We start from the raw sequence: 16019 nt of genomic DNA, 5'->3' as shown, positions 1-16019 counted from the left end.
TCAGCCGGTTTTTCCGTTATTTCAAGAAGATGAAATACAGTATAAAGATAACGAACAGCCCGTACATAATCGGGTGAACGCTTTTTCCTTTTCCTTTGCAGATCATTGTAATCGGGTAGAAAATAAAGCCGATCGCAATCCCCGTCGCAATGCTGTATGTCAGCGGCATCATAATCATCGTTAAGAATGCCGGCACAGCCACCTCGAATTTATCCCAGGCGATTTTACCGAGCGGCGCCACCATCAGCGCGCCGACAATAATTAAAGCCGGAGCCGTCACATTCGTAGTGACAACTGACAGAAGCGGCGAGAAAAACATCGCCAGTAAAAAGAGAATGCCCGTCACAACAGCCGCGAATCCGGAACGCGCTCCCGCCGCAACGCCTGAGCTTGATTCAACATAAGAAGTCGTTGTAGACGTACCGAGCACCGCTCCGATAACGATTGAAGTTGAATCCGCAAGAAGCGCTCTCCCCGCACGCGGAAGTTTGTTTTCCTTCATCAGCCCTGCCTGTGTCGCCACAGCCACCAGCGTTCCGGCCGTATCGAAAAACCCGACGAACAAGAAAGTTAAAATGACAATCAGCATTTGGACGGAGAAGATATCCGGAAGGTGCATCCACGCCTGTCCGAAAGTCGGCGCAAGACTCGGCACACTGCCGACAATGTGCGTCGGAACCGGAATCAGCCCGCAGATCATGCCGGCAACCGCCGTCAGAAGCATTCCGATAAACACGCCGCCGTTTACGCGAAGCACCATCAGAATGACCGTCACAATGACACCGAAAACCGTCAGAAGCACAGGACCGCTGTGAATATTGCCGATAGACACCAAGGTCGATGAGTTCGCTTCAATAATGCCGGAACCTTGCAAACCGACAAATGTGATGAATAAACCGATACCAGCGCCGACCGCCAATTTCAGCTCGGGCGGAATTGCATTAATGATTTTTTCCCGCAATCCCGTCAGCGAAAGCGCCACGAAAATAATTCCGGAAATCAAAACGCCGGAAAGCGCAGCCTGCCAGGAAATTCCCATACCGAGTACGACAGAGAAAGCAAAAAACGCGTTTAACCCCATACCCGGCGCAATCGCAATCGGATACTTTGCTATCAGCCCCATTAAAATACAGCCGGCCGCAGACGCAAGGGCTGTAGCGGTGAACACCGCGCCTTGATCAATTTTTAATGCTTCCGGAAATCCCTTCACACCGTTTAAAGACAATGTCAGCGGATTGACGAACAGAATGTACGCCATTGACAAAAAGGTCGTTAAACCGCCGATGATTTCATTACGATAGCTTGTCCCCAGCTCATCAAACTGAAAAAATTGCTTCAAGCCAATTGCCTCCTTCATTCTCTCCCATTTATTCTGCCCGTTATCCGCCAAATAAAAAACGCCCCAAATACATTGGGACGCTTGACTACATACGTTCAGTCTGAATAAATAAGAATGGATTATTTATATCAAACGATTGAGATTGATCCGTAGTCAAGCCATTTACGGTAGCTTGGTAGAAACTTGCGAGCCATATCCCCGCCATTATACGATATCTGCATATTTGATTTCTGAGTCTATTGTATCAATACAATTTTGAAAACTCAATATAAAAAACGAACAATCCCGTTAAAAAAAATTAGTTTATTCGTTAATTGATCAAAAATGGAAGACGGCAAAAGCCGCCTCCCTGTCATCATTTTCCGTCCGCAGGCCGTACCGGAACCGCGAATGTGATCTTGCTGTCACCTGCTAAAGTGTTCATGGCCGTTTGATTGACATACAAAGCATATGAATCGAATGAGAAATCGCGCAATGAATAGTCATTATCAGATGAATCATCCAATTCAAAAACGGATTCCATTTCACCCGTTTTAAGATTCGTGACTTTCGCCTTATTCCCTTTCAGATAATAGCCTTTTTCATACTCATCAAGCGATGGCCAGGTTTTCATTTTTTTCGTATCGCCGAGACCGATTGACTCACCGACATTCATCAGCTGATCTTCATCCGTCTTGCTTACATTAATTCCGCTGAATTGATAATTGACAATCACCCGTCTGCCTTGCTGTTTGATCTTTTTGATGGTGATGCCGACATGGTGATGTTTCGTTTCATAGCTGGCGGGCAGTTTTGTTTTCAGTGGGACGATTTCTCCCGGCTCTGATTCTGATTTTAAATTACCCGTTATGAAAAGTGTTTTCGCTTTCGGGTCTATCGGTTTGCTGAATTGAGTTTGGCCGCGTACTCTTTTCCCGCCGCCGGGAAGGTTCTTTCTGCTGCCAAGGTCAATATTTGACATCGTCATTTCATAATGGTTTCCTGCATCATCCGTTGCTTCGTCAATCGAGATGGCATCATTTTTGGCTGCATCGTGAAAGTCGACTGAATATAAGAGTGCCGATCCCATCGTTCCGTTTTCCGCCCGGATATCGAAAAAGCGGTATAATCCGTTATTTACATTGACGGCTTTCGTTCCTTCCAGGGAAACTGACTTTTGTTTTTTGATCGGGAGTGTAAAGCGCCAGTTTCCCGGGATGTCCTTGATTTTTGTAATGACAAGCGGAAGCTTATCACCGTCTTTCAGCTTTGAACCGTCCGTGAACAAGCGAAGCTGCCCTCCGTACCGACCGTCTTTCATTTTTTTCATATCAGTCCTGTCATAATCCTCAGATAATATATTCCGGGTATCTTTATAATCGACTTGAAGAGGAATACTCTCCTCATCTGATTTCAAATTGTCAACGATAAAGTTATAAACGAGCTGTCCGCTGTCGTAATATACACTTTTTACTGTCACCGTGATCCCGCGTGATTCCGCTTTCTCGTTCAGTTTTGTCACCAGATTGCTTTTAAACAGCGCAGAACCTGCCTTATCCTGAAACAGACTGTAAATTTGTCCGGCAGCAGGAATGTTTCCCATAGCCGTATTAACGGAGGGCATGAACAAGCCTGAAGACAGATACAGAAAAAACAAAGCAGCAGCAACCGCGAAGCCGTTTATCAGTTTTCTTCCCCATCTCCGTCTGACGGCGCCTTCTTTTCCGGCACGGACAGCCGCGCTGTGTATCACGTTTTTCAATTCAGCTTTCGGCACGTCTATGTCCTGATACAATTGCTTCATTTGATGCTTTTCCATATTTGTTTATCCTCCTTTTCCAGCTCTTGCTTCAATGCTTTTCTCGCCCTGTGCAGATGCGTTTTTACGGTGCCTTCCGCCATGCCGGTCTGTTCAGCGATAATGGAAATCGAAAAATCCTGAAAATAATAAAGCTGAATGGTCAGCTGTATATGTTCATCAAGTGTTTCCAGAGCATTTCGAAGGTCTATGTATTCTTCAACGTTCTTGTTCTCCGCACATGTATCGTGGTGCGGCTCAAACGGGATGACGTCACCGTGCTTTTTCCTCATCGCAAAAATCGTATTAAGCAAAATCCGGATCAGCCACGTTTTAAAATATTTCGGCTCCTTCAGCTGCGCGATATGAAGAAAAGCCTTGTAAGCCGTTTCCTGAACAGCGTCCAGGGTGTCTTCTTTGTGATGCAAATAGAGATAAGCTGTTTTATATAAAGTCTCCTGATGAGCTGTGATCAGTTTTTCAAAGGCTGAGGCATCACCTTTTTTCGCCTTTTTGATCAATCGTTCTTCCTTCACCTTATCCACCTCCTATGCTGTTAGATACGAATCGGGGCGAAACGGTTTCAAAAAGATGACAAAAAAAACGCCTCTTTTTTAAAAAGAGACGTTTTTTATCTTGATTTATTCCCACTCAATCGTCGCAGGCGGCTTACTTGTAATATCATACACGACGCGGTTGATGTGTTTCACTTCATTGACGATACGTGTCGAAATCACTTCAAGCACATCCCAAGGGATACGCGCCCAGTCAGATGTCATGCCGTCGATTGAAGTTACGGCACGGATACCGATTGTGTAATCATACGTTCTCGCATCTCCCATGACGCCGACGCTGCGGATGTCAGGAAGAACCGTGAAGTACTGCCAGATGTCGCGCTCAAGGCCGTGGTTTGCCACTTCTTCGCGCAGAATCGCGTCTGATTCACGAACGATTTCAAGTTTTTCTTCCGTTACTTCGCCGAGTACGCGGATGCCAAGACCAGGTCCCGGGAACGGCTGACGCCATACGATATCATCCGGAATGCCGAGCTCTGTGCCGAGCGCGCGCACTTCATCTTTGAAAAGAGTGTTAAGCGGTTCGATCAGTTCAAACTGCATATCTTCAGGAAGACCGCCGACATTGTGGTGCGATTTGATCGTTTGCGCTGTTGCCGTTCCGCTTTCAATAATGTCTGTGTAAAGCGTTCCTTGCGCAAGGTAATCGATTCCTTTCAGCTTGACCGCTTCATCATCAAATACGTAAATGAATTCGTTGCCGATGATTTTGCGTTTTTGCTCAGGATCAGAAACACCTTTCAGCTTATTTAAGAATCTGTCTTTCGCATCAACTTTAATGACATTCATATTAAAGCCTTCGCTGAACGTTTTCATGACGCCTTCCGCTTCGCCTTTACGGAGCAGGCCGTGGTCGACGAAAATACAAGTCAGCTGGTCGCCGATCGCTTTATGAATCAAAACGGCTACGACAGAAGAATCAACTCCGCCGCTCAAAGCGCAAAGCACTTGTTTGTCTCCGACTGTTTCGCGGATTTTTTGCATTTCGATTTCGATAAAGTTTTCCATTGACCATTCGCCTTTACATTCACAAGGACCGAAGACAAAGTTTTTCAGAAGGTCATTTCCGTATTCTGAATGGCGGACTTCCGGGTGGAACTGAACGCCGTACCATTTTTTGTCTTTTTTACTCATCGCTGAGTTCGGGCAGTGATGGCTTGTCGCATCTACCGTAAACCCTTCCGGCACTTGTACGACTAAGTCGCCGTGGCTCATCCATACCACTTGTTCTTCCGGAAGATCTTTGAACAGGTCAGGAGTTCCTTGAATCTGAATGTTCGCTTTTCCGTATTCGCGCTGGCTTGCCGCCTCGACTTTCCCTCCGAGGTAATGAGTCATCAGCTGCATACCGTAGCAGATGCCCAATACAGGAATATCGAGTTCAAAGATTTTTTCGTCACAGCGGAAAGATCCTTCATCATATACACTGTTCGGTCCGCCTGAAAGGATAATTCCTTTTGGATTCATTTCTTTGATTTCCTCAGCTGTCAACGTATGGGGATGCAGCTCGCTATATACGCCAAATTCACGGATCCGGCGGGTAATCAGCTGGTTATACTGACTGCCGAAATCAAGAACAAGAATCATTTCATTCACTAACTTCGTCATGGTTGTCACCTAATCTCCTCTAAGTTTTTGACACAGAAAAAACGGAGGACACACGTTCAGCCCTCTGTCGCGCAAGACTTGTCCGGAAGCCCGGCTTTTTAACGCTCCCGGGCTCCCATTTAACATTCATTTATTCTAACAACAGGACGATATGCGGTCAAGACTATCTTGTTTTAATTATATTTTCCCACAACTGTACCGATTCATTCCAAAGCTCTGCGGCATTATCGCTGCGGTATAAAGCACGCTCATAGCGCAGCGTCAGCTCGGACATGTCGTCTGTATGGTACGCCTCATCAATCCTCGCGGCAAAATCACGGAGCGTTTCTCCGTCTCCCCTGCTGAACCCTTTTCGTTTCAGCTGGCGGAGCAGCGCGGCATATGCGTCGAAAAAGACGTCTTCATCCGTGCGCCGCTTCAATCTGGCTGCTGCAACATGCGGAATCCAGCGCGCCCGCAGCACCCAGACGAGCGCGGCCGCGGCTGAAATCACGATGATGATAGCTGCATACGGCCACAGCTGTGCCGCGGTTTTATTGTGCATCACAGGATGCGGAGCCGCACTGTGCTCCCGCTTTTTCGGCGTTTCTTTTTTTTCGGGCTTTGTTTCCTGGCGCTGCTTGTCAGACGGTGTATCCGAATTCCCCGCTGAGCTTCCGCCATCTTTTCCCGCTGTATGATTCTGCTCTGACGTAAACTCCGTCGGATTGGTGAAGCCTTTCGTCGGCTCAAACGTCACCCAGCCCTGATCCGGAAAATATACTTCTACCCACGAATGGGCATTGTTGTTTGTGACTTCATAAAGATGGCCGTTTTGATCGCCCGCGCCTTTATATTCTCCGGATGTATAGCCTTTCACCCAGCGGGCGGGAATTCCCGCAGATCGCAGCAGCACAGCCATTGCCGAAGAAAAGTTATCACAATAACCTCTTTTCGTTTCAAACAAAAATTGATCCACATAATCCTGGTTGTGCTCCGGAACGGCGACATCCTGTGTATCATACGAAAATGCGGAAGATCCCAGATAATCCTCGACCGCCTTCGCTTTATCGAACATATTATGATGATCCCGCGTCAGCCTGTCGGCAAGCTGTCTCACTCTTTCCGGAAGGCTGTCGGGAAGCTGCAGATACCGGTCATTGAATTGATTCTGCTCACGGTATCGTTTCACTTTCACTTTTTTGAGGTCATTCAGTTTAAAGACGGGCGCGTGAAAAGTCACCGTGTACCGTCCCATATTGCGGATGCTGCCCACTTGTTCACTGATCGGCGTGATTTGCTCGGTGTTTCCGTTCATTTCAAGCTGAATCGAGTGCTTCGGTTTAATATTGGAGACGCCGATCGGATACATGACGTGATTATAAAGATAATTCTCATCAATGGACACCTGCGCCGTATAACGTCTCGTCTGCACACTCCGGTCAAACCATATATCTTCCACATTGCCGCCATTCAGTTTATAGGACATGCCCTGATCGGTCTCCACCCAGCCTTTTCCCGTGTATGTATCCTTCGTTTCCACCCGGAAGTACGCCCGCTCTTTTCCCTTCCATGTGAAAACCGGCGTATCGTCCTGCTGAAAAGGCCCGCCTAATGTTTCATCATGGTTGCCGTAGCCGATTTTGCTCTCAGCGGCGGGCACCTCTTTGTGATTTGTTATTTTTTTCAGAAACGGCACGGGGTCCGGCCAGTTCGGATCTGATTTCGGAGCCGCCAGACCGAATAGGACGGAAGCGCAGATAAACAGCGCCAGCGGCAGAAACCATTTGATGATCAACCTTTTTTTAAACGCTATGTGTTCCGTCAGGCGGATGCGCTCCATATTCAAAAGCCCCATCATCAAAAAGCCGATAAAGACAATCCGGATGACGGCGTATGCGGCATCATAGGGAGTAAACGTATCAAGCACGGTGATATAGGCCACCGTCATGATAAAAAAGAATAATATTTTCCGCTGATAGATCACCCAGTAATGCAGTAAATATACGAGCAGCCATAATAGCACAAAAAACAGCAATGTGCGGAATGACGGGTTCATATCATTCCATCTTCCGGTCCCGATGTGCCGGGCATTCAGCATCACGTCCCGCAAAAAAGAAGCGAGCCATTCCGGCTGAAAAACCGAACCTTTATAAAACAGCATATGAATACTGATCAACGTAAACAGAATGCAGGACGGCACGGTGACGTACCACCTCATCCGGAAGAATGACAGCAGAAATGCCAAACCGATAAAAATGATGAAAAAACCGGTATGTTTTGTATCCGTAAAATTGTGCAGCGGCCTGAGCCATTCCCATAACAATAAAAAAGCGAGAAAATAAAACAGCAGCAGACTCAGCCTGCTTCCCTGGTTCTCGTCATGCGGCATGGCGCGCCACCTCTCTTTCTAAACAACATGGGACACCCGTTTGTCCCTGATCATTTGCACCTTGATATTCTTCTGAGCGAAGATGAGAGCGAGATTCCGTTCTTTTTCCGAAAGCACGGCATTCGTTTCTTTCGCCAAAAACACCGTCATGTCAAAAGGTCCTGCCTCAGCCTGTTTGAGAAGCTCTTCTGTAAGGCTGCCCGTCACGACGGCAATAAAAGCTTTGCGGACACGCGGATCTGCCAGCTCTTTTCTTAAGCGTCCGCCGGCATCAGCTTCTTCCGATTCTGAAACTGCAGCCAGATAACGCAGCACATTTCTGAAATGCTGCTCTCCCTCCCGGACGGGAAAAACAGTCCGGTCGTTCCCCAATGAAATAAACCCCGCGGGAGAGCCCTTCACAAGCGCCGTGTAAAGCAGGGATGCCGAGGCTGAGACCGCGGCTTCAAACGAAGGGGACGGCGTGCAGTCCAAAAGGAGAACCATATTCATACTCTGCAAGGGGTCAAATTCCTTCGTCATCAGCTCATTGCGCCGCGCCGATGTTTTCCAGTCGAGTGCGGAAAACCGGTCGCCCGGCTGATAATTTCTGACGCTCGCGGCCATTGCGGAGCGGTGAGTCTGAAACGGCGCGCCGGCACCCGCACCCTCTTCTCCGGATACGGTCTGCGTCTTATAATGTACAGACCCGTACGCCGGGAAAACTAAGACCGTATCCGTTACCGAAAACGAGGCCGTCTTGTCCAAAAGCCCGAGAACATCTCCGGTCCGCACTCTTATCGTATGTAAACGATGCTCTCCGCGCGGAGCCTGCGGCAGCTCATATTGAAACGTCAGCTTTTTTTGAAACCACGGAAACACGAGCTGTTTCGCACAGCGCCTCTCGCCAAGCGTTTCCGGCATCACATCTTCAATGACCATATAAGTCAGCGGAAACGGCAGGCGCCTCGTCAGCCTGATGGTGACAGACAGCCTGTCACCCGAGGTTAATTGAGCAGAAGAAATCTCACGCGTCACCCGAAACGCCCGCAGCGGATACACAGCGACCAGCCCGGCGTAAACGGTAAACGGCAAAAACGCATAAAATAAAAACCAGCTCACAAATCCGCCCTGAAACATGGCATAAGAAAAGACCGCTGCCGTCAATACGGCCAAAATAAGCAGCTTCCAGCCGTATAGCAGCCAATGCACTTTCTTTCTCATTATCGGACCGACATCCTTTGAACGGGAACTTTTTCCGTCTGCATGATGTCTTCGATCACAGCTTCCGGCGTGACATCATTAAATTTCGCCTCGGCCGTTAAGATCATTCTGTGAGGCAGCGTATACGGAGCCAAATACTGGACGTCATCAGGAATGACGTAGTCGCGATCATGAAGCAGCGCGTATGCCTGTGCGGCTTTCATTAATGAAATCGAACCGCGCGGACTTACGCCCAAATGTACGGACGGATGCCGGCGGGTATGCTGAGTGATGCCGACGATATAGGCTTTAATGCCATCATCCACCCGCACCTGCTCCAGCTTTTGCTGAAGACTGATAAATTGTTCTTTAGAAATGACGGGCTCAATTGTTTCAAGCGGATTGCGCCCTTCCTGCAAAGACAGAACCTTAAGCTCCTCCTCGGCAGTCGGATAGCCCATCTTCAGCTTAAATAAAAACCGGTCAAGCTGGGCTTCAGGAAGCGGATATGTTCCTTCATATTCAACCGGGTTTTGTGTGGCCATGACGAAAAACGGCTCAGCCAGCCGCATTGTCTTTCCGTCAATCGTGACATTTCCCTCTTCCATCGCCTCAAGCAAAGAAGACTGCGTTTTCGGAGAGGTTCTGTTAATTTCGTCGGCCAGCACGATATTCCCCATAATCGGTCCCGGGCGGTATTCAAATTCCATCGTTTTCGTATTATAAATAGAGACACCCGTCACATCTGACGGCAGAAGATCCGGAGTGAACTGAATCCTCTTAAAGTCAGCTCCGATCAGCTTGGCCAAAGCGCGGACCATCATCGTTTTTCCGACTCCCGGCACGTCTTCCAGCAGCACATGCCCTTTTGCGAGAATGGCGGCCAAGCTGAGTATGGCGATATCCCGTTTTCCTATGATGATGTTTTCAATATGCTCAACGGCTTTCTCCAGCAGCGGATGCAGCTCTTCTTTATAAGCCATTCTTCTCCTCCTAGTCATCTCTCAAATTTCAATTATCGTAACCTAACTTTACCACAAAATATAAACAGTATAAAAAAACGTTTCCAGCGAATTGTTTCCAGTCCGCAAAAGGAAAAAAGCTCCCTTTAGAAAGGAAGCTTTATTTCAGCTGGAGAGGCTCCATATGAACATGTGAATGGTCGATGGCATGTTCATCTTTCATCTTTCATCTTTCGTTCTACCTCATTTGCGATATCATGACTCTCTTTAATATTCATATCAGACGGCACTTCAATGACGACATCAATATGAACGGAGCTGCCCAGATATCTCGCTTTAATATCTTTTAAACGGCTGACGCCCGCAATCTGTTCGATCGTCTTTTTATAATCAGAAATATTTTTGACATCAAAACCGTCAGTCAGCGAATGAGAGGATTCTTTGAAAATATCCCACGCGGTTTTGCAGATGATCAATCCGATGATAAACGCCGTGACCGTATCAACCCAAGCCAAATGGAACTGCGAAGCAAAAATTCCGATAAACGTGCCGATACTGACGAGCGCATCTGATTTATTATCAGCAGCCGCGGCTGAAAGGGCTTGGCTGTTTACCTTTTTGGCAAGCCCTTTTATATAGCGGTAGACAATCAGCATCACGACGGCGCTCCCCGCAGCCGTCCAGGCAGCAATCATATCCGGTGTTTCCTCTTTTACGGAAAAAATAGATTGTGCGGCGCTGAACAGCACTTGCATTCCGACAAGCATCATAATAATGGAAGCGATAAGTGACGCGACGGTCTCCGCCCGAAAGTGGCCGTAAGGATGATCTTCGTCAGGAGGTTTCTGAGAGATGCGCAAACCGATGAAAACAGCGGCAGATGCCACGATATCAGTCGTGTTGTTTAAACCGTCGGCTTGAAGCGCCTCTGAGTGAAACAAATAGCCGATCACAAGCTTCACAGCCGACAATACTGCATATGCGGCAATACTGACAATCGCTCCGGTTTCGCCTTTTTTCAATTCATGATATCTCTCCACTGAAAACCCTCCTTCCCGTTCATTTTTTCCTTCATTATCATACAAAGCGAAGGCACAGTGGGTCTATAGAAACATGATTCACTTTCCACAGAAAAATAGTAATCATAGAACATTTGTGCATACAGGCAAATTATTTTTATTCACGAAACCCCAGTCATCCCAATCGTACCAAGGCTTCTTGCCGCTCTGCTTATATGGAATTATTTTCAATACCATCAAAACATATAAATCACAGAAAATTATTTCTTTTCCTTCTGCTGTACGAACGAGAAAAAATGTCATATTTTCTTACATCATTTTCAAAAGTCATATGTATTTATGATAAAATAAAACTTGTCGGAATATTCAGCATAAACAAATTAAAAGGAGGCAAAGAATGAATCAGCCTAATTCTTTATCGAAGGGATTAAAAACCCGGCATATGACAATGATTTCAATTGCCGGCGTGATCGGCGCCGGATTATTTGTCGGAAGCGGATCCGTCATTCATTCCACCGGACCTGGAGCAATTGTCTCCTATGCATTAGCAGGACTATTAGTGATTTTTATTATGAGGATGCTGGGGGAAATGTCCTCCGTCAACCCGACAAGCGGTTCGTTTTCACAGTACGCACATGACGCCATCGGTCCGTGGGCCGGTTATACCATCGGATGGCTGTATTGGTTTTTCTGGGTCATCGTCATTGCCATTGAAGCAATTGCGGGCGCCGAAATCATCCAGTACTGGTTCCCCGGCATTCCGTTATGGCTGACGAGTCTGCTTCTGACCGTGCTGTTAACACTGACGAATATTTATTCAGTTAAATCGTTCGGCGAATTTGAATACTGGCTTTCCTTAGTGAAGGTGGCGACTATCGTTGTCTTCTTAATCGCGGGTTTTGCGTTTATTTTCGGCCTCGTCCCCGGCAGCAAACCGGTCGGACTTGAAAACCTGACGGGCAACGGCGGATTTCTCCCAAAAGGGCCAAGCTCCGTTCTGCTCGGCATCGTCGTCGTTATTTTTTCTTTCATGGGATCTGAAATCGTCGCAATCGCAGCGGGAGAAACGTCAAACCCGGTCGAATCCGTAACAAAAGCGACCCGCTCAGTCGTTTGGCGGATCATCATTTTTTACGTCGGCTCCATTACGGTTGTGGTCACGCTGCTTCCGTGGGATTCAGCCAATGTTCTGGAAAGCCCCTTCGTTGCCGTTTTAGGCCATATCGGGGTTCCCGCGGCCGCTCAGCTCATGAATTTCATCGTCCTGACAGCCGTTCTGTCCTGCCTGAACTCCGGGCTTTATACAACATCACGGATGCTGTATTCACTGGCAGAGCGTAATGAAGCGCCGCGGCGGTTTATGAAACTGAGCAAAAGAGGCGTACCGGTTCAAGCCATTGTCGCCGGCACCTTTTTCTCCTATATTGCCGTTGTGATGAACTATTTTTCTCCTGACTCCGTATTTTTGTTTCTGGTCAATTCATCAGGGGCAATCGCACTGCTCGTCTATCTCGTCATCGCAGTCTCACACCTGAGAATGAGAAAGAGAATTGAACGGACAAACCCTGAATCTCTTAAAATCAAAATGTGGTGCTACCCATACTTAACCTACCTGACGATCATCGCTATTTGCGCCATCTTGTTATCTATGCTGTTTATCAGCTCAATGCGGTCTGAATTTCTGCTGACAGGATTTATTACATTAGTGGTCCTTGCCTCATATGTATTCCACAAAAAACAAAAACCGAAAGAGAACGCTTCCGCAAGCCGGGTTGCGCAATAACCGCAAACACCCGCCCTCAAAAAAGGGCGGGTGTTTTTTTAACCAACCTGTTCCAGACAGCATTAACTGTAGTACAGGATTTCAATAAATGATAAGGACAGGATGAATAATGGCACTTGAAAAATTTGCAGATGAACTGCCGATTATCGAAACACTGAAGCCGCAGAAGACATCAAACGGCAGCACGTATTATGAAGTCACGATGAAGGAATGCTTTCACAAGCTGCACCGTGATCTCCCGCCGACCCGGCTGTGGGGCTATAACGGTTTGTTTCCCGGCCCGACGATCGACGTGAACCAAGATGAGAACGTCTATATTAAATGGATGAATGACCTGCCGGATAAGCATTTTCTCCCTGTGGACCATACCATTCACCATTCAGAGGGCGGCCATCAGGAACCCGACGTCAAAACCGTCGTCCATTTACACGGAGGAGCAACGCCGCCGGACAGCGACGGCTATCCGGAAGCCTGGTTCACACGGGATTTCAAGGAGAAGGGGCCTTATTTTGAAAAAGAGGTATACCACTATCCAAACAAACAGCGCGGGGCGCTATTATGGTATCACGACCACGCCATGGCAATTACGAGGCTCAATGTGTACGCCGGGCTTGCCGGCATGTATATCATCCGCGAGCGAAAAGAAAAGCAGCTGAAGCTTCCCGCCGGAGAATACGACGTACCGCTTATGATTATGGACCGCACGTTAAATGACGACGGTTCCTTGTTTTATCCGAGCGGGCCCGATAATCCTTCCGAAACGCTGCCGAATCCTTCAATCGTTCCATTCCTTTGCGGAAATACCATTCTCGTCAACGGCAAAGCGTGGCCGTATATGGAAGTCGAACCGCGGACATATCGTTTCCGTATCCTTAACGCCTCAAATACGAGAACATTTTCCCTCTCGCTCAATAATGGCGGCCGGTTTATTCAAATCGGTTCTGACGGCGGACTGCTCCCCCGTTCTGTCAAGACACAGTCCATCAGCTTAGCCCCGGCTGAGCGGTATGATGTGCTCATTGATTTCTCCGCTTTTGACGGAGAACATATTATTTTAACGAACGGCACCGGCTGCGGGGGCGACGTCAATCCGGATACCGACGCCAATGTGATGCAATTCCGCGTCACAAAACCGCTGAAGGGAGAAGACACCAGCCGGAAGCCTAAATATCTGTCAGCCATGCCTGATATGACATCAAAAAGAATACACAATATCAGGACGCTTAAACTCACAAACACGCAAGACAAATACGGCCGGCCGGTTTTAACACTCAATAACAAGCGCTGGCATGATCCCGTGACAGAAGCGCCGCGGCTCGGCTCAACGGAAATCTGGTCGATTATCAACCCGACGCGGGGAACCCATCCGATACACCTGCACTTGGTTTCCTTCCAAGTCCTTGACCGGCGTCCTTTTGACTTAGAACGTTATAACAAATTCGGCGACATTGTGTATACAGGCCCCGCCGTCCCGCCGCCTCCAAGTGAAAAAGGCTGGAAAGACACCGTGCAGGCGCACTCCGGAGAAGTCATCAGAATCGCGGCGACATTCGCGCCTTACAGCGGACGGTACGTATGGCATTGTCATATTTTAGAACATGAAGATTATGACATGATGAGACCGATGGACGTCACAGAAAAGCAGTAATCCCCCTTTTTGAGAAGGGGCTTTTTTATTTATACAAAAAGAAAAAATAAGGATCCGCTTATTTGCATATACTGTAATAACAGGAAGACGGTGCACCCTCATTGGAAATATGGATAGAAAAAGGAATTAGGAGATTAGGGAAAAGTATGAGACAATGAAGGTGTGCACGAAAATTCATAAGGGAAGAAGTGACTTTATGTCTTACTACAACAAACGTAATCAGGAACCGCTGCCTAAAGAAGATGTCAGTACGTGGGAATGCACAAAAGAGGACTGTATCGGCTGGAGCAGAAAGAATTTTGCCGGCAGTGATACCCCGACTTGCCCCCTTTGCGGCAGTAAAATGATCGACGGCGTCCGTTCGTTGGTGAATCTCCAAAACAACAGTCAAACGGCATCAAGTTAGACCTCCCTTTTACGAGTCTCAACATAGAGAAGGCCTCCATGTCTCATGAGAGGCCTTTGCGTTATCATGTCCTTTTACGATGCAAAGGAGCAATGAACATGAAAAACGATCGGCAGCAGAAAGATCTCAAGGAAATGGCAAAACAGCAGAAAATGAACCTTGCCGCACAGTCATTCATCGAATCACTCCATTTTGCCGTTCCGATTCTCCGTTTTTTCAAATGGCTCGCCTCAGCCGCAGCCAGCTTTGTTCATTAAAAAACACCCAGCGGGCGCTGAGTGTTTTTTTCATGATTGGATAACGGAAAAACTGTTGATAATGCCATTGTCATTTTCCCAGACTTTTTCACATTTTTTCGTATCCAAATGATAAGCATAAATGGTCCTGACCTTCGCGTTCCGTCCTGTTTCATCCTTCAGACGCTTAGCGCCTTTGGCTTCCGCCATGAAATAAATGATGCTGCCGTCTTTAGAAAACTGAGGCTGGGCATCAATCAGCGGAGTGAAATCCTTCCCGTTTGAGATAATCGTTTCATCTTTTTTCGTTTTGACATTCATCAGACGGATGGACGCTTTTTGTTCAGTCCCTTTTTGTGTATAAGATGTAAAGACAAGATTTTTGCCGTCCGGTGACATCGCGATGTCGCTGATAAACTGTTCAAGGTTTGTCAGATCCTGAAGGTGATCGCCCGCCCCTGCCGCAAACCGTATATTCGTCGGTTCAGGGTCAACCCCCTTCTCATTTGCCTCATCCGTTTTTTTATAATCCTCTTTCACGGAATAATGCAGCAGCGCAAAATCGTTTTGGCTGCGGTTATAAAAGAAGCCGCTCACACTGTCGTCTTTCTCATCCGCCGCAGGGTACAGGTTTTGATAGCGTTTCGTTTTCAGATCAAAAGACGCGAGACGGAAAATATCTTCATCCGCTTTTCCGAGACGGAAATAAATGTGCGTCTTATCCTTGGATAAAAACAGACTGTCAGCGCTTGCCGATCCTTTATAAAGCACCGTCTTCTGTTTCGTCTTCAGATCAAGCTTATACAGACGCATCTCATTCTGATCATTATTACCGACATAATAGAGCACCTGATGGGCGTCATCCAGCGCAAACGCCGGATATGCCGAAAGCTTTTCCTCGTACAGCATACGGCCGTCTTCGTAATATTTCGTCATCAGATCTTTGTCTGTAATGGAAACAAGCAGCTTGTCATGGCCGCCGGAGACAACGGCTTTTCCGCCTCCGTCGCTTTTTCCTTTGATCAGTAAAACGGCCGCGATGACCGCCGCCGCCAGAACAGCGGCTGCGAGGATCCAGATCCATCGTTTCTTATTCATTATCAATCTCTCCGT

12 protein-coding genes, 1 pseudogene and 1 riboswitch are annotated in these 16019 nt (G+C 47.5%); of the genes and pseudogenes, 4 read left to right on the top strand and 9 right to left on the bottom strand.

Annotated elements, in window-relative coordinates:
* Nucleotides 1-16: 16 nt before the first annotated feature.
* The 8 genes and pseudogenes from ACW5MY_RS03510 to ACW5MY_RS03475 all read right to left on the bottom strand — a co-directional run bounded on the left by ACW5MY_RS03510 (nt 17) and on the right by ACW5MY_RS03475 (nt 10854).
* Nucleotides 17-1339 carry an NCS2 family permease gene (locus tag ACW5MY_RS03510; protein ID WP_003155780.1) on the bottom strand — a complete coding sequence of 441 codons (1323 nt, stop codon included), beginning with the start codon at nt 1337-1339 and terminating at the stop codon, nt 17-19.
* Nucleotides 1340-1469: 130 nt separating this feature from the next.
* A riboswitch (purine riboswitch) is annotated at nt 1470-1571 on the bottom strand.
* Nucleotides 1572-1694: 123 nt separating this feature from the next.
* Complete coding sequence (locus tag ACW5MY_RS03505) at nt 1695-3137, bottom strand: DUF4179 domain-containing protein (RefSeq protein ID WP_462061665.1); 1443 nt, start codon at nt 3135-3137, stop codon at nt 1695-1697.
* Entirely contained in the window at nt 3119-3652 is a 534-nt protein-coding gene (locus ACW5MY_RS03500) for a sigma-70 family RNA polymerase sigma factor (RefSeq protein ID WP_065118609.1), read from the bottom strand. The genes ACW5MY_RS03505 and ACW5MY_RS03500 overlap by 19 nt, the downstream gene beginning before the upstream one ends.
* Nucleotides 3653-3757: 105 nt before the next feature.
* Nucleotides 3758-5299 carry a glutamine-hydrolyzing GMP synthase gene (gene guaA / locus ACW5MY_RS03495; protein ID WP_038462632.1) on the bottom strand — a complete coding sequence of 514 codons (1542 nt, stop codon included), beginning with the start codon at nt 5297-5299 and terminating at the stop codon, nt 3758-3760.
* Between the two features lie 163 nt (nt 5300-5462).
* Nucleotides 5463-7670 (bottom strand): DUF4129 domain-containing transglutaminase family protein, encoded by a 2208-nt coding sequence (locus tag ACW5MY_RS03490; RefSeq protein ID WP_013351267.1) that lies wholly within the window; start codon nt 7668-7670, stop codon nt 5463-5465.
* A gap of 18 nt (nt 7671-7688) precedes the next feature.
* The gene (locus tag ACW5MY_RS03485) at nt 7689-8873 is read right to left on the bottom strand and encodes a DUF58 domain-containing protein (protein ID WP_013351266.1); all 1185 of its coding nucleotides are present in this window, start codon (nt 8871-8873) and stop codon (nt 7689-7691) included.
* Nucleotides 8873-9835 carry an AAA family ATPase gene (locus tag ACW5MY_RS03480; protein ID WP_013351265.1) on the bottom strand — a complete coding sequence of 321 codons (963 nt, stop codon included), beginning with the start codon at nt 9833-9835 and terminating at the stop codon, nt 8873-8875. The genes ACW5MY_RS03485 and ACW5MY_RS03480 overlap by 1 nt, the downstream gene beginning before the upstream one ends.
* Before the next feature lie 139 nt (nt 9836-9974).
* Nucleotides 9975-10854, bottom strand: a pseudogene (locus tag ACW5MY_RS03475) (cation diffusion facilitator family transporter).
* A gap of 376 nt (nt 10855-11230) precedes the next feature.
* Between ACW5MY_RS03475 and gabP the strand changes: the two are divergent.
* From gabP to ACW5MY_RS03455, 4 genes are all read left to right on the top strand, one after another.
* Nucleotides 11231-12616: a GABA permease gene (gabP, locus tag ACW5MY_RS03470; protein WP_289394198.1), complete on the top strand. Its 1386-nt coding sequence runs from the start codon at nt 11231-11233 to the stop codon at nt 12614-12616.
* A 109-nt stretch (nt 12617-12725) separates the two neighbouring features.
* On the top strand, nt 12726-14264 hold the full coding sequence (cotA, locus tag ACW5MY_RS03465) for an outer spore coat copper-dependent laccase CotA (protein WP_013351262.1): 1539 nt from the start codon (nt 12726-12728) through the stop codon (nt 14262-14264).
* A 196-nt stretch (nt 14265-14460) separates the two neighbouring features.
* Nucleotides 14461-14670, top strand: a complete 210-nt coding sequence (locus tag ACW5MY_RS03460) for a cold-shock protein (RefSeq protein ID WP_013351261.1) — start codon at nt 14461-14463, stop codon at nt 14668-14670.
* A gap of 98 nt (nt 14671-14768) precedes the next feature.
* Entirely contained in the window at nt 14769-14927 is a 159-nt protein-coding gene (locus ACW5MY_RS03455; RefSeq protein ID WP_014469842.1) for a hypothetical protein, read from the top strand.
* Between the two features lie 30 nt (nt 14928-14957).
* Here the strand turns inward: ACW5MY_RS03455 and ACW5MY_RS03450 are convergent, their stop codons facing one another.
* A complete protein-coding gene (locus ACW5MY_RS03450; RefSeq protein ID WP_013351259.1) occupies nt 14958-16004 on the bottom strand; it encodes a TolB family protein in 1047 nt (348 codons plus the stop codon).
* Between the last annotated feature and the right edge of the window lie 15 nt (nt 16005-16019).

The sequence above is a fragment of the Bacillus sp. Bwzl_19 genome (assembly GCF_054900515.1).
This window is presented reverse-complemented; position numbering and strand designations above follow the sequence as displayed.

What these genes read in the sequence shown, in the direction of transcription:
- ACW5MY_RS03455 (WP_014469842.1), top strand. Translation starts at nt 14,769, where the DNA reads ATGAAAAACGATCGGCAGCAGAAAGATCTCAAGGAAATGGCAAAACAG.
- ACW5MY_RS03505 (WP_462061665.1), bottom strand. Translation starts at nt 3,137, where the DNA reads ATGGAAAAGCATCAAATGAAGCAATTGTATCAGGACATAGACGTGCCG.
- gabP (WP_289394198.1), top strand. Translation starts at nt 11,231, where the DNA reads ATGAATCAGCCTAATTCTTTATCGAAGGGATTAAAAACCCGGCATATG.
- cotA (WP_013351262.1), top strand. Translation starts at nt 12,726, where the DNA reads ATGGCACTTGAAAAATTTGCAGATGAACTGCCGATTATCGAAACACTG.
- ACW5MY_RS03480 (WP_013351265.1), bottom strand. Translation starts at nt 9,835, where the DNA reads ATGGCTTATAAAGAAGAGCTGCATCCGCTGCTGGAGAAAGCCGTTGAG.
- ACW5MY_RS03485 (WP_013351266.1), bottom strand. Translation starts at nt 8,873, where the DNA reads ATGAGAAAGAAAGTGCATTGGCTGCTATACGGCTGGAAGCTGCTTATT.
- guaA (WP_038462632.1), bottom strand. Translation starts at nt 5,299, where the DNA reads ATGACGAAGTTAGTGAATGAAATGATTCTTGTTCTTGATTTCGGCAGT.
- ACW5MY_RS03490 (WP_013351267.1), bottom strand. Translation starts at nt 7,670, where the DNA reads ATGCCGCATGACGAGAACCAGGGAAGCAGGCTGAGTCTGCTGCTGTTT.
- ACW5MY_RS03460 (WP_013351261.1), top strand. Translation starts at nt 14,461, where the DNA reads ATGTCTTACTACAACAAACGTAATCAGGAACCGCTGCCTAAAGAAGAT.
- ACW5MY_RS03450 (WP_013351259.1), bottom strand. Translation starts at nt 16,004, where the DNA reads ATGAATAAGAAACGATGGATCTGGATCCTCGCAGCCGCTGTTCTGGCG.